Annotated in this window: 13 protein-coding genes; 5 read left to right on the top strand and 8 right to left on the bottom strand. The window is 32.0% G+C overall.

The window, feature by feature from the left end:
• Window positions 1-3: 3 nt before the first annotated feature.
• The 3 genes from DK442_RS05385 to DK442_RS05395 form a co-directional block, all read right to left on the bottom strand.
• Window positions 4-615 (bottom strand): SIMPL domain-containing protein, encoded by a 612-nt coding sequence (locus DK442_RS05385; protein WP_109434840.1) that lies wholly within the window; start codon window positions 613-615, stop codon window positions 4-6.
• Window positions 616-642: 27 nt separating this feature from the next.
• Window positions 643-987, bottom strand: coding sequence for a zinc-ribbon domain-containing protein (locus DK442_RS05390; protein WP_109434841.1), 345 nt, complete (start codon window positions 985-987; stop codon window positions 643-645).
• A gap of 63 nt (window positions 988-1,050) precedes the next feature.
• Window positions 1,051-1,473 carry a hypothetical protein gene (locus DK442_RS05395; RefSeq protein WP_109434842.1) on the bottom strand — a complete coding sequence of 141 codons (423 nt, stop codon included), beginning with the start codon at window positions 1,471-1,473 and terminating at the stop codon, window positions 1,051-1,053.
• A 464-nt stretch (window positions 1,474-1,937) separates the two neighbouring features.
• Here DK442_RS05395 and DK442_RS05400 point away from each other — a divergent pair, with 464 nt between their 5' ends.
• Together DK442_RS05400 and DK442_RS05405 are read left to right on the top strand one after the other, a co-directional pair.
• Window positions 1,938-5,246, top strand: a complete 3,309-nt coding sequence (locus DK442_RS05400; protein ID WP_109434843.1) for a gliding motility-associated C-terminal domain-containing protein — start codon at window positions 1,938-1,940, stop codon at window positions 5,244-5,246.
• A 3-nt stretch (window positions 5,247-5,249) separates the two neighbouring features.
• Entirely contained in the window at window positions 5,250-6,170 is a 921-nt protein-coding gene (locus DK442_RS05405) for a PorP/SprF family type IX secretion system membrane protein (RefSeq protein ID WP_109434844.1), read from the top strand.
• An 86-nt stretch (window positions 6,171-6,256) separates the two neighbouring features.
• On the opposite strand, the gene DK442_RS28770 is transcribed toward DK442_RS05405, so the two are convergent.
• The 5 genes from DK442_RS28770 to DK442_RS05420 all read right to left on the bottom strand — a co-directional run bounded on the left by DK442_RS28770 (window position 6,257) and on the right by DK442_RS05420 (window position 10,903).
• The gene (locus DK442_RS28770) at window positions 6,257-6,391 is read right to left on the bottom strand and encodes a hypothetical protein (RefSeq protein WP_255412209.1); all 135 of its coding nucleotides are present in this window, start codon (window positions 6,389-6,391) and stop codon (window positions 6,257-6,259) included.
• A 149-nt stretch (window positions 6,392-6,540) separates the two neighbouring features.
• Complete coding sequence (locus DK442_RS28120) at window positions 6,541-6,696, bottom strand: hypothetical protein (protein WP_160114061.1); 156 nt, start codon at window positions 6,694-6,696, stop codon at window positions 6,541-6,543.
• A 160-nt stretch (window positions 6,697-6,856) separates the two neighbouring features.
• Complete coding sequence (locus DK442_RS05410) at window positions 6,857-7,504, bottom strand: response regulator transcription factor (protein ID WP_109434845.1); 648 nt, start codon at window positions 7,502-7,504, stop codon at window positions 6,857-6,859.
• Window positions 7,494-9,644 carry a tetratricopeptide repeat protein gene (locus DK442_RS05415; protein WP_109434846.1) on the bottom strand — a complete coding sequence of 717 codons (2,151 nt, stop codon included), beginning with the start codon at window positions 9,642-9,644 and terminating at the stop codon, window positions 7,494-7,496. Before DK442_RS05415 ends, DK442_RS05410 begins: the two co-directional genes overlap by 11 nt.
• Window positions 9,645-9,709: 65 nt before the next feature.
• The gene (locus DK442_RS05420; RefSeq protein WP_235010911.1) at window positions 9,710-10,903 is read right to left on the bottom strand and encodes an exo-beta-N-acetylmuramidase NamZ domain-containing protein; all 1,194 of its coding nucleotides are present in this window, start codon (window positions 10,901-10,903) and stop codon (window positions 9,710-9,712) included.
• Between the two features lie 89 nt (window positions 10,904-10,992).
• Here DK442_RS05420 and DK442_RS05425 point away from each other — a divergent pair, with 89 nt between their 5' ends.
• From DK442_RS05425 to DK442_RS05435, 3 genes are all read left to right on the top strand, one after another.
• Window positions 10,993-12,234, top strand: coding sequence for an ABC transporter permease (locus DK442_RS05425; protein WP_109434848.1), 1,242 nt, complete (start codon window positions 10,993-10,995; stop codon window positions 12,232-12,234).
• Window positions 12,235-12,327: 93 nt separating this feature from the next.
• Complete coding sequence (locus DK442_RS05430) at window positions 12,328-13,689, top strand: pyridoxal-phosphate dependent enzyme (protein WP_109434875.1); 1,362 nt, start codon at window positions 12,328-12,330, stop codon at window positions 13,687-13,689.
• Window positions 13,690-13,840: 151 nt separating this feature from the next.
• The gene (locus DK442_RS05435; protein WP_109434849.1) at window positions 13,841-14,821 is read left to right on the top strand and encodes an AraC family transcriptional regulator; all 981 of its coding nucleotides are present in this window, start codon (window positions 13,841-13,843) and stop codon (window positions 14,819-14,821) included.
• Window positions 14,822-15,117 lie beyond the last annotated feature (296 nt).

Raw genomic sequence — 15,117 nt, forward strand, 5'->3', positions numbered from 1 at the left:
TTTTTACTCTATAGTAAAGGTTACCGTTACAAGATGTTTTTGAATTTCGTCTGGCTTGTACATGTTTATGTATTGTGCTTTGGTGTCAGAATTCACAACCTTTGTGATTTCACCTAATTTTTTACCAAGTCCTTCGGCTGCTTTTTGCGCCTTTGTTTTAGCATCTTCTACAGCAGTAAGGGTTAAGTCAGCCCATTCTTTATTTGTTTTTTCCTTTGCATCTGCTTGCACTTGTACTACAGTTAAACCGTTCATTTTCTGTTTGATAATTTTCATTATCTCTTCTTCAGAAGTTGAGGTGTAATTGTAGTATGCAACATCATTTACTTCTGAGTAAGATGCATACAATTGATAAAGAATATTTTTGCTGTATTTGCTAAAATCAACACCTATAGCTTTTAATTTGTCACTATACATTTGTTGTACCTCTGCCAAACTTTTGGGTTCAAGCTGCTGGTACCCATCTGCAACGATTTGTTTTAATGAAATAGTGAGAAAATAACTGCTAACTTCTACTTGCTTATTAGCTTCTCCAACTACGGTTAATGTTTTACCATTTTCTTGTGCTATACTTGGTGTAATAGCTAATAGTAGTATAAAAACGAGTTTTTTCATGATAAAAAGATTTTGATATACTTATTTTTATTTACCCAGTAGAGGTAGTATGGCAATTAGCATAACGGCTGCTGCAAAAATGATCAAGCCTATAAAGTGATACCAAGGAGTTTTGATGTGGTTATTTTTGAAATCAGTAAAACTTGTTATCAACTCTTGGTTTTGAATTTCTCTTTTTTCAAAAGCACCTTTACAATGACCACAGACGGTGTATACTTTTTTTCCGATAGGAAAGAATGGTATCCAAAATACGTGGAAGTATTTTTTATACCCTTGTATCCACATGTTATTTTGTGTATTACAATGCGGGCAACTTCCTCCTTCTAATTGTTTAGGTTGTATTGTAGAAGAACCTGTTCCGAATATGATCATGATGTATTACTTTATAGGTTTAGATACTTGTTATTCTAGAATTTTAATTTTGGTTACTTTCAATTATATAAAGAATAAGAAAGAAGCAACGATCATCCAACAACCAACTATGATTCCTAAGATTCCTAGTTTACCTTGTTTTGGAGCTAATTTTTCTCTAAGCTGATTAGCTTTTTCTTTAGCTGCCTCGTTTTTGGATAAAAAGAGTTTATTGATTAGACCAAAACCTAACATGAATCCTAAAATAGCTTCGATAATGTTTCCAGCTAATAGCGTTATCCACCAGATAGGGTATGTTGTAAGCCATCCCAGGTTAAGAACTGCAGAGATAATTCCCCACACTCCCCAGAAACAGAATACAAGTCCGATCCAGCCTTGATAAGGTTCGATTTTTTCTAATAGTTCTTTTGCATTTGGTTTTTTAGATAGCAATAATGAAGGCACTGCTATAATACTCAATAGAATTAAAGTGATTCCCCAAGTCATAATTTTAGTTTTTAAGGGTTAGTACTTGTTTTTTACTTTATATGTTTTTTAAAATGACTCTATATCTATTATCTGTATATATCAAGAAGTGATATAGAGACTAAAAAATCACAGTACAAAGATGAGATAGAAGCATGGTGAGGAAAACACCTTTTCTAGTGAAAAACAATACCCTGAAAACAGGGGGGTATGTTGAATGGGTATCTAATTTTAAATTCTACTAATACTGATAATCATGAATAGTTTTATTCTAAATAAACTGTTTTTTTTAAGTATTAAATAATTTTGAGTATGATCTATAAAAGAAAGTAGTAGTTAATGTAAGAGTTGAGAAGGTATTTTGTTTTGAAATTAAAAAACCCCCTGAAAACAGGGGGGTGTATATTATGGTAAAACCCCATTTATGGTGATTGCTATGTATTGGATCATAAATAATTTTGTGGTAGATAAATAATTTTTTAGGTATGGGAAGTATAAAAAGGAAAATTTGGATACTTAAATTTATAATATTGGTTATAACATTGAATCTTACTAACAGTAGTATCAATGCACAACAGTTATATCCGGCTAATTTTGATCTTACTACTTTAGATGGGGGTAATGGGTTTAGAATTCCTGGAATATTGAATGGATCCTTGACTGGATCAGAAGTGGATTTTATTGGAGACATTAATAATGATGGTTTAGATGATATTGCTATTGGGGCACAATTTGCCTCTTTTAACGGTTTTACAAGAGCAGGGACAGTATATGTTGTTTTTGGTTCTTCTACAGGTTTTGATGCCGATTTTGATATACTTTCATTAAATGGTACAAATGGTTTTATTATTGAAGGGATAGAAGATGAAGAAAGAATTGGTAGTTCTATTAGTGGAATTGGAGATGTTAACGGAGATGGAATTGATGATTTTATAACTGCAGGAGATATTGATGCACTAGTTATATATGGTAGTTCGAGTACGTTTGTGGCCAGTATCGATAAAAATGATTTAAACGGAAGCAATGGTTTTATTATCGAAAGTAACAGGTTCAATGAAGTTGCAGGATTAGGAGATGTTAATGGTGATGGAATTAGTGATTTTATTGTAGGTCCAGTATTCACTTCTACCGATACGTTGGTCATTTTTGGACGCACTAGTAATTTTCCTGGATCCTTTGATCAAAGTTGGATAGATGGGAGTAATGGTTTTAGGATTGATGGATATTCATCTACTTTGAGAGCTTCATATCTTGTCGGGAGTGCGGGAGATGTTAATAATGATGGGTTTAATGATATTATATTGGGAGATTGGTCAATTGGGTCAGGTTCATTTCAGGAGCGCACTCATGTGCTTTTCGGAAGAAGTTCTTTTGATCCTATAGTTGATGTTGATGGAACTTTGGATGGATCTAACGGGTTTACAATTCAACATACAGGTGGATCTTTTTTGGCATATGTAGGGTTATTGGGAGATATTAATAACGATAATATAGATGATATTTTTTCTGAAGGACTTGCAATATATGGTAGTTCTGATGCTTTCCCTGCTAATTTTGATGTAAGTGATATTAATGGTTCTAATGGGTTTAATTTACCAGCGATTTCTGTTGCAGCTTCTATAGGTGATATAAATCGGGATGGGATTGATGATTTTGTTTCCACTTTTGGTGGTAACGGTTCTAACCCAATTGCTTATGTAGTATTTGGTAGCTCAACAGGTTTTCCCGATCCAATAGATGAAACCACTTTGAATGGTAACAATGGTTTTATCATCGAAGGGTTGTCTGGGGGTAGTGGAAGACCAGTTGATGGAGGTGGAGATTTTAATGGTGATGGAATCTCTGATTTTATTCTAGGAAACCGAAGGGCAACGAACGGTGAAGCCTATGTTGTTTTTGGAGGAGATCATTATGCTATACCATTAAATACTGGGTACCCTCAAGCAATTGATGAGACTTTATCAGGATTTACATTGGTTGTTAATGGACCAGAAACAGGAACAATACACTATGCTGTTTATCCAGGTAATTTTTCTGGAACTCCAGATCATGACGATATTCTAAATGGAACTGGAGCAACTACTAACGATAATTTTTTAATGGACTTGGCCAATACTGATATTGAGGAAATTATCTCTTCTCTTATGTCTGATGCGGTTTATGATGTGTATTTATTTCTAGAAGACGGAGTTGGTAATCAAGGGGAAATTTATCATATAGATAATGTAAGAACACTCAGTCCTACCCCTTCAGTAAATCTTTCGGTTTCATCAGATACAGGTACAGAAGCTGCAGGTACAGTAATCACGGTTACAGCTACTTCTTCAGCAGCTGTTGCAGGTGCTCAAACTATTGATCTTGCTACGACAGGAACCGGAATTACAGCCGCAGATTTTACCCTAAGTGGCACTACGATTACTATTGCTGATGGTATGACTACAGGTACAGTAACTTTTACTATTGAAGATGATGCTGTTGTAGAAGGTACAGAAACGGCAACACTAACGATTAGTAATCCATCATCAGGGATAATGTTAGGAACAACTACAACCCAAGATGTTGTTATTACAGATAATGATATCCCTTCAGTAAATCTTTCGGTTTCATCAGATACAGGTACAGAAGCTGCAGGTACAGTAATCACGGTTACAGCTACTTCTTCATCTGCTGTAGTGGGTGATCAAACTATTGATCTTGCTACTACAGGAACCGGAATTACAGCCACAGATTTTACTTTAAGTGGTACTAGGATTACTATTGCTGATGGTATGACTACAGGTACAGTAACTTTTACTATTGTTGACGATACTGATGTAGAAGGTACAGAAACGGCAACATTAACGATTAGTAATCCATCATCAGGGATAATGTTAGGAACAACTACAACCCAAGATGTTGTTATTACAGATAATGATATCCCTTCAGTAAATCTTTCGGTTTCATCAGATACAGGTACAGAAGCTGCAGGTACAGTAATCACGGTTACAGCTACTTCTTCATCTGCTGTAGTGGGTGATCAAACTATTGATCTTGCTACTACGGGAACCGGAATTACAGCCACAGATTTTACTTTAAGTGGTACTACGATTACTATTGCTGATGGTATGACTACAGGTACAGTAACTTTTACTATTGTTGACGATACTGATGTAGAAGGTACAGAAACGGCAACATTAACGATTAGTACCCCATCATCAGGTATTACTCTTGGAACGATTACAACCCAAGATGTTGTTATTACAGATAATGACCTTGCAATATGTACTATAGAAGCAGGAGAAGATCAGGAAATCGTTGAAGGACAAGAAATACAATTAAATGCTATGGTTTCAAATCCTGGTACGTTGATTTGGTCACCTTCCAGAGGGCTGAGTAACACAAATATCACAGACCCAATAGCTAATCCAACAGAAACTACAACATACACTTTGCTTTTTACCGGGACTGATGGGTGTACCGCAGAGGATATGGTTACCGTATTTGTAACTCCATTAGAAGAGGACCAAACAAGATATGGATTTTCTCCTGATGATGATGGTATCAATGAATATTGGGAGATTAATGGTATCGATAATTACCCCAATAACAAAGTATTGATATATAATAGATGGGGAGATTTAGTTTTTGAAGTTGATGGTTATAATAATACTTCAAGAGTTTTTAGGGGAATTGCAAACCGAAAGAGAAGTTTAGGAGGGGATAAATTACCAGAAGGGACATATTTCTTTGATATAAAAATAGAAGGAGCTCATAATTTGAAAAAAGAAACAGGATTCCTTGTTTTAAAACGTTAATTCATGAAAACAAAATATATAATAATGTTGATAGCTGTAATGCTATCAAAAGGGATTTTATGTCCAATATTTGGGCAACAAACTCCGGTTTTTGCAAACTATGACTACAATACTGTGATCATAAATCCAGCACATGCAGGGTTTTATCCAGATGCAGATGTTACAATTACCAACAGAGGATACTTAAATCAAATAGACGGAAGTCCAAGAAATATTGGATTAACATTTAACTCCCCATTAGGTTCAGAAAATGTTGGACTTGGAGCTGGTGTGTATAGTGATCAGGTTGGAGTCACGACTGCAACAAGCCTTTTTGGGGCATATTCTTATAAATTGTTTTTTGATCATAATTATAATCGTGCTAGATGGTGGTCTTATAATCCCAACGTATTATCTTTTGGAATAACAGGAGGAGTAATGATCTATGATGAAAACCTGTTAGAACTAGGTATTCAGAATGATCCAAACTTTGCAAATAACATTAATACGATTATACCCACTTTAGGGATAGGGATACTGTACAATAGAGAACGTATTTACGTGGGGGTTTCAGCACCTAATTTATTGGGAGACTCATTATCCTCAGAAGATAATGTAAATATAGAAAGTCCCTATTATGCTTATGCCGGATATCGTTTTTTTGCAACCCGTTTTGAAGAAGTTATGATAAATCCTAGTGTACTCATTAAGTATGTTTCTGGAGCACCAACTCAGGCAGATTTTAATACTAAGGTTAATTATAAAAACAAAATTGAAGTTGGAGCAGGATATAGAACGAATTCTTCAATGAATTTTCTTGCCGGATTCTATGTTTCTAATCATTTAAGAGTATTATATAATTATAATCAGACGTTAAAAAGTACGCCCATAAATAATACACATGGAATTGTATTAAGTTATCGTTTTGGAAATGGTTTTATGTAGAAATAATAATCAAAACCTTAAAACTGATAAAAGCCATTATACGTCGTGTAATGGCTTTTTTAATTAAAGAATACATCTTTCTTTTATTATACAGGTGAAGGATTTGGAACTTCAAAAATAGGTCTTTTGATTCCACCACCGCCATATACTTTGAATAAGGATTTTTTGTCTAGAACTTGCTTTTCTTTATTTTTAAGCTGTTCGATTGTTAATTTCAACATAACTTTTAGTTTTAATTTGTTTTTAAAATCATTTGAGTTTAATACATTTTTTAACTCACTTTAAAAATACTTAAAAATTAAATGATATAAACAAATAACAATAAAAAAGACTGCCTGAAAAGACAGTCTCTTTTACTAGAGGAAGAATCTTATTCTATTTCATCTTCATGATATACTGGAGAAGGACCAGGGAGATCAAAAATTGGTCTCTTTGCACCTCCTTTTCCATATACTTTAGACAATGATTGTTTACTTAGAATTTGTTTTCCTTGCTCTTCAAGCTGTGCGAATGTTAATTTCACCATAATTGTAGTTTTAATTAATATAATTTTCTACAATAAATTTAGGCGATACTAGCAAGGATAATCACCCTATTTCCAGTGAAACAAAAACCTGATTTCAGTGAAAAACAGTGGGTTACAAGGGGTTTTGTCCATTTTGAAATTGTAGGTAAACATGCTGAGATTATCCATTTTTGATGTACTTCATTTTTAATGCATACTTAGTAAGTCCAGCCAGGTTTCTTACATTAAGTTTTGCGATAAGGTTCTTTCTATAACTTTCGATAGTATGCTTACTTAGGAATAGCTTATCTGCAATTTCCTGAGTAGTGTGTTCTTGTGCTATCAGAGTAATAACATCAATTTCTCTTTGAGTAAGTTTAATTTCTTCTTGTCTTTTTTTAGAGAACTTGTTTTCCAGATAGATATCTTTTATTTCTTTTGAGAAATATTTCTCTCCTTTTAGGATTGTTTTTATTGCTTTTAAAAGTTCTTCTTTTTCTGCATTTTTAGGAACATACCCATCTACATCATGCTCAATGAGGTTATCAATCATGTCCGCATTATTATGCATACTAACCACAAGAGTTCTTGTGTTTTTCTTTCTATCTTTTATGATTTTATTGAGAGCAATACCATCTAATTCTGGCATAGAAATATCTGTGATAATGAGGTCAACTCTTTCATCTGGATTGATTTCTAGATATTTTGCTATGTGTTTTCCATCTTTGGCGGTTAGTAAAATATTATACTCATTTTCTGAATTAAGTATACTAAGTAAACCATCTAAAAACATTTTATGGTCGTCTACGATAATTAAATTATATTTCATTTGCAATTGTAGTTAAAGTTGGAATTTCTATATTTATAATGGTACCTCTGTTAATTCTTGAATCAATGTGAAAAGTACCATAAATTTTGTTTAATCTACTTTTTATATTTTCAAAACCTATTCCGTCATTATTGTTATTTGGATTAAAGCCAATCCCGTTATCTTCAAATAGAATACTTAATACATTGTCTACCAGATTTAGTTGTAGTTCTACAGAAGAGGCTTTTGAATGTTTGATTGTATTGGTAATTAATTCCTGAATAATTTTAAAAGCTTCAATTTGTAATATTTCTTCTAAGAAATCGATCTCGATTCTGGGGTATACTACAAAAGAAGTAGTAAGACTACTACTTTTTCCTATATTATTAAAATACTCTTCAAGTACATCACAGAAATTATTTTTACTAAATTTTTTAGGAATTAAATTATGAGAAAGGCTTCTAACTTGCTCATAGGTATCATCTATTTGATAGTTAATGGTTTTTATGTAATCTTCTTTATTGCTATTAGTGGGATTGTTAAGTTGTAATTTTATAGCCGCCAGATTTCCTCCAATACTATCATGTAATTCCTGTGCAATACGTTTTCTCTCTTTATCCTGACCTTCTATTGATGCTTTGATAAGTTTCAACTCCTGATCTTTAAGTAAAGAAGAAATTTTTTCCCCACTAATTTCTTCTTGCTTTTTATTTAATTCACTCTGAGTTTGAAGTTTTTGATAATATGTCACCAATAAACCAATAACAGGTACAAGAAGTATTAAAAAAGAATACAAAATTGTGTTTTTAATACTTTTTTGTCTAATCAACTTAGTTTCCTGAATTTCCTGATCTTTTTTTAACAAAGTAATTTCATTCAGTTTTTTTTCTGAAGCATTTTGAAAGGATAAAATTTTGTTTTCATTTTCTTTTTTTTCAACTTCTTGTTGCAATTTGAGGTTTTTAATAGCTTCATCCTGGTTTTTAAGTTCTAATTTTCGGTTGTAATTTTCTACCTGTAGTACTTTTATTTCTTTTTCTTTTTGTAACGTTTTATACTTTACTTCGAGTTCATCAATCTCTTTATCACTTTGTAATTTGTTAATTGAGTCCTTGATTTCAAAAGATTTTGTTACAAATTCAAAGGCTTTTTTATAATCGTTTTGAGCAATAAAAATATCTTTTAAATTATCATATATTACTTTTTGATCATCAAGATAGCCTAGCTCAATTGCTTCATTTAATGCAGAAGAAAAAGCAATTTCTGCTTCGTCATATTTCTTAAGGTCTTTATACACACTTCCTATATTAAGACGAGCGATTAGTGAAAGGTGTTTGTATTCTTTTTCTTCTGATAATAGGATTGCCTCATTGTATAGGACTGTAGCTTTGTCCATGTCTTTTTGTTCCTGATAATTAAAAGCCAGGTTCATTTTGATAACAGTTATAGCATGGTAATTTTCTTTTTGTTGACTAAGTTTTAAAGCTTTTTGATAATAGTCGTTAGAAGATTTGTAATCGTTAAGTTTAGCATAAATACTTCCGATATTGATGTAACTTCCATATGTGATTGTTGGATCTTCTTTATAGGTTAAGCATTCTTTAAATAGTTTTAATGCATTTTTATAATCTCCCATTTCACTTTGTATAAGTGCAAGCCCATGAGTGTGAGTGTAATAAATGTTTTCCTCTTTAAATTTTTGAGAAACATCAATCCCTTTACGATGCCATTTTCTACTTTCCTCTAATAACCCTCGTCTTTTATAGTTGACTGCAAGTAAATTATAGCCTAAACCATAAATTCTGTTTTTTAATGAGTCATTTTTATTTAACCTATTAGTTTTTAAGGCGTTGTTAGTGTAGAATAAAGAGGAGTCAATTAGTTGTCTTGAATTAAAGTAATACCCTAAGAGTAAATTAACACTGGTCTTAGAACGATTGTCAAGTGTTTTTTTTAGTAATTCATGTGCAATGCTATACGCTTCTTTTTCTTTGTTGTTTTTGAGTAGATTATAAGCTTCTTCAATGCGTTTTTTCTCTCTATATTCCGTTTTTAAGCTTTCAGAAGGGCGTGAGAATGTATCTTCTTTTATCTGTGCTTTTAGTACAAGGCAGAATATAAAGAAGTGATATATTATCAGTTTTCGTAAAAATCTCAACATAAACAAATGTATTAATTCCTACATACACTAATACCCCTGAAAAAGGGGGTTTTATCAGTTTTGTATTACAGGTAAATTAGATATTTTTCTCTTTTTATTTTAAATTTTTGAAGATCTTCCATCCAAGTACTTCTAATTTCTTCAGGGCTTAATCCTTCTTCAATCTGTTGCTGTAGCTTTTTTGTACCCGCATGAATGGTGAACGATTTGGTATTGAAAAACTTTTCTTTATCATTAGAATTATTATAAGCATTGATTAACCATCCTAGATATATAGCACTTAAGGATTCACTTTTTCTTAAATCTTTTCCATAACATACTTCTCCTCGATGTTTGGGATACTTAGCACCAAAATTGGGTTTAGGAATATATGCATAGTCATATTTTTCTATTGCTAAATCAGGAGAACCAAAGATCTGAAATTGAGTTTCAGTACCACGACCAGCGTTTATAGTTGTGCCTTCAAAAAAACCAAGACTAGGGTACAGGTTAATTGCTTTATCATTTGGTAAATTAGGAGAAGGTCTTATTGGTAAACTATATGGAGTTGTATGGGTGTAATTTTTTACAGGGATAACTGTGACTTCACATTTTAGTCCTTTTCCTAACCAATCTTCACCATTTACCATATTTGCATACTCCCCAATAGTTAAACCGTGTACAAGGGGGATAGGATGGACCCCCAAAAAACTCGAATGTTCTTTTTCTAGAGTAGGCCCATCAATATAATGAGCATTAGGATTTGGACGATCTAATATAAGTACAGGAATCTTATTTTCTGCACAGGCTTGCATTACATAATGTAATGTCGAAATATAAGTGTAAAAACGAACTCCAACATCTTGTATATCAAAAACAACAATATCTATATTTGTTAAAGTGGCCGCAGAAGGCTTTTTGTTTTTACCATGTAATGAAATGATAGGAAGTCCCGTCTTAGCATCTTTACCATCGGCTACCAGTTCTCCTGCATCAGCTTTACCTCTAAAACCGTGTTCTGGAGCAAAAACCTTTTGAATGTTGATATTATGTGATAACAATGAATCGACAAGATGTATATAATGTTGATTTGTGATACTATCTTTAAAAATTACTGATGTCTGATTACTTACAATAGCAACCTTTTTATTTTGTAAGAGTGGTAGATATGATTTTATCTGATTTGCTCCTACGAGAGGTGATTTGATTTTTGTAGTATCCCCTATAATACTATCTTTTTTTATTGTGTTTTGTGCATCAGGTAAATCCTGTGAATACATTTTTGTTATACTTCCATAAAAAATAAGAAGGGTGCAAACGAATAAAAATGTATTTTTGAATGCATTTCTAATAAAAACCATAGTTAAGCTTGAATTTCGAGTATTTTATTGCCAAACGCCTTATCAAAGGTAAGGAACATAAAAGTAGCATTTCAACTCCAATCATAAAAATTGCAATATCCGCTATCGCAATAGGTGTGATTATGATGTTGATTACTGTTGCTACTGGTGTGGGTTTACAACGTAAAATAAGAGAAAAAGTTGCCGCTTTTAATGGGCATGTGCTAATTTCAAGTTTTGATAATAACAATAGTGTTGAATCCTTGATTCCAATAACAATAAATCAGAGTTTTTATCCCGAATTTACTGATGTTGATGGTGTAGTTCATATGCAAGGAGTAGCAACCAAAATGGGACTAATACGCACAGAAACAGATTTTGAAGGAGTTGTAGTAAAAGGAGTAGGAAAAGATTATTATTGGGATTACTTTAAAGAATATCTGATAGAAGGAAGATTACCTAATTATGGAGATCAACTTAATGAAGAAATTTTATTGTCTTCACATATTGCAAATCGTTTAGGGTTAACTATAGGGGATAAAGCAATTACTTATTTTTTAAAGAAAAATGCTAAGCGTAATTCAAATCCTTATATAAGAGCTTTTCAAATAGTTGGGATATATAATTCTGGATTTCAGGAATTTGATGAAACTTTTCTCTTCGCAGATATTCGACATATTCAGAAAATGAATAAGTGGAAACCAGATGAAATTGGAAATTTTGAGGTATTTATTGATGATTTTGATAGTATAGATCAAAAAGGGCAGGAAATTTATGAAAACATACCTTCTACACTAGATAGTCAAACCATCGCTTTAAAGTATGCTACTATTTTTGAATGGCTAAAATTATTTGACCTTAATATTATAGGTATTATCGGAATTATTATCCTGGTAGCAGGAATTAATATGATTACCGCTTTGTTAGTTTTGATTCTCGAAAAAACTCCTATGATAGGAATATTAAAGGCTTTAGGTTCTAGTGATTGGAGTATAAGAAAAATGTTTTTGTACAATGCCGGATATCTAATTTTAATTGGTTTATTCTGGGGAAACCTTATTGGAGTCGGATTACTATTTCTTCAAAAACATTATGGTATAGTAGGACTTAATCCTGAAACATATTATGTAAGCACAGCTCCAGTATACATTGATATAAGTTATGTTTTAGTACTTAATATTGGAACTATGATGTTGTGTCTATTAATGTTGCTTATTCCTTCTTACATTATATCAAAAATATCGCCAACCAAATCGATACGTTTTCAATAAATAGGTATTCTTACCTAAAAATTGTCAAACGATAATCTAGATTGTATCTTTGCGCTGCAAAATACCCATGTTGGGAGACTTAAAAATATTGGAGTGAAATACGCAAATAATATATTGGAAACCATTGGTGGTACACCCCTGGTTAAGATGAATGCTATGGTAAAGGATGTCGATGCTTTAGTATTAGCAAAATACGAAACTTTTAACCCAGGAAATTCTGTAAAGGATCGTATGGCTTTACGAATGATTGAAGATGCAGAAGCAGATGGCAGATTAAAACCAGGAGGAACAATTATTGAAGGGACATCTGGAAATACAGGAATGGGATTGGCTCTGGTTGCAATTGTAAAAGGATATAAGCTAATTTGTGTGATGGCAGATAAGCAGTCTAAAGAAAAAATGGATATTCTTAGAGCTGTAGGAGCAAAAGTAATGGTGTGCCCAACTAATGTAGAACCAGACGATCCAAGATCATATTATTCAGTTTCAAAAAGATTAGCAGAAGAAACACCAAATTCATGGTATGTAAATCAATATGATAATCCTTCTAATGCTCTGGCACACTATGAAAGTACAGGACCAGAGATTTGGGAACAAACAGATGGTAAAGTAACACATTTTATAGTAGGAGTAGGTACAGGAGGAACAATATCTGGTGTAGGAAAATATCTAAAAGAAAAAAATCCAAATATTAAGATTTGGGGAATTGATACTTATGGTTCGGTATTTAAAAAATACCATGAAACGGGTGTTTTTGATGAGAATGAGATTTATTCTTATATCACAGAAGGTATTGGAGAAGATATTTTACCTAAAAATGTAGATTTTTCAGTTATAGATGGTTTTACCAAGGTAACAGATAAAGACGCTGCCGTATATACACAAAAACTAGCTAAAGAAGAAGGGATGTTTCTAGGAAATAGCGCAGGAGCTGCTATAAAAGGATTACTTCAATTAAAAGAAAATTTTACTAAAGATGATGTAGTGGTTATTTTATATCATGATCATGGTAGTAGATATGTGGGCAAGATGTTTAATGATGATTGGATGCGAGAAAGAGGATTTCTTGATGAAGAAGTATCTACCGCAGATGACCTCGTAAAAGATCATATAGAAAAACCATTAATTACTGTTAAAACTGAAGAATTGGTATCACACGCGATCGAGCGTATGCGTAAATTTCAGATTTCTCAAATTCCTGTTGTTGATAGTGAAGGTTTTGTTGGTTCTGTAGATGAAAGTGCTTTGTTTTCTGCATTTCTTGATGATAAAAATATGGATAATACTCCTATTAAGGATGTTATGAAAGATCCGTATCCTATTGTATCTTCAAAAACTTCTCTTGATGAAATTTCTAAGTTGATTAAGAACGGCAATCCTGCAGTTCTGGTTGCTTTAGATAATGGGAAGCATCATATTATTACAAAATATGACGTAATTAGTCATATAAAATAAATCCTTATATTTAAAATATAATTTACCCCCTCTATTAGCGTTATTGGCTGATAAAGGGGTTGTTTTTATATTTTATTTGGATATATATTGCGCAACTTTATTAGGGAATAATGATCTTAATTAAAATAATATAGTTGTAAAATGAGGGAATATGCATAAATATACATTTGACTTTTCTGATATCGATAAATTAAGAAACTATTTTAGGTCTCAATTGGATCCGAATAGTACTACCGATCGGATTTATTTTCCTCCCGAAATAGGAGAAGGATATTTATCATATTATAAAATATCTCCAGAAGTCTTTCTCTTGGTTAATAATTACAGAGCTAATGCAGATATTGAATACATAAGACAACCGATTAATGAAAAGGATATTATACTTCATTTTAGAAAGTATGCATTAGATCATCAATTAGAAAAAAATCAAATTATAAGCACCTATTCTGATAGCTATACACCAGGTAATATGAGATGTATGGATGGTCAGCAGGGAGAACAAGTTTTTATCACAAAGGGAGCAGAAGTAAAATCTACTATGATTGTGTTAAAAAGCTCTTACACCGAACCATATTTTATGAAAAATAACGATATGGCAGAAAGAGTAGATAGCTATATTAGGTATTCACATCAACACATTAATAAGTTTTATCTTTCATACAAGCAATCAAATCTTTTTGACCAAATTGTAGAACCTGATGTAGATAAGGTCGAAAATTACCTTTATTTTATAGCCAGAGGGATACGTTTGTTAGAAACATTTTGGAAAGATGTATTAAAATGGGAAACAGAAAGCAATCCTTTTAATATTAATAGTGCTCAGGTTGGAAGTATATATAAAGTAAGTAATTATTTAAGAAATAATATTCAAGAACCATTTATTGGCGTTGACCAATTAGCAGCTATGGCACATATGAGTCGTACTAATTTTTTTAATATGTTTAAAGAAATACATAATCAGACACCGTTAGAATTTTTTAATAATAGAAGACTTGAGATTTCATATAATATGATCATTGGTGATGGCCTTTCGATAAGAGAAGTAATGGATACTCTTAATTATTCGAATTCTTCAAAATTTAGAAAAGCTTTTTTTAATAAGTTTGATATATACCCGGATATGAATTCATAAGACATATAAAAGATTGATGAGGTTTAGAAATAGTCTAAAAATAAAGATGGTCGTCAAAAATGACAACCATCAATAACCTAACACAAACTCAACTTAGCTTAGGGTTTTGTAATCTTAATATTTTTTGAATGAATTAATTTTCCCTTTTAATTCCAAACAAAGAAAAGAAATGAAATTGTAGTAGTGTTTTCCATTAATACATAAAATCTTACCAATAGTACATTTCTATATCGAATTAACTTGATTTTAAGAAATTTAACTTGTTAAACTCATTTTATGAAGGGTTTTAAAGTATT

Source organism: Aquimarina sp. AU119, assembly GCF_900312735.1.
GTDB classification, from domain to species: domain Bacteria; phylum Bacteroidota; class Bacteroidia; order Flavobacteriales; family Flavobacteriaceae; genus Aquimarina; species Aquimarina algiphila.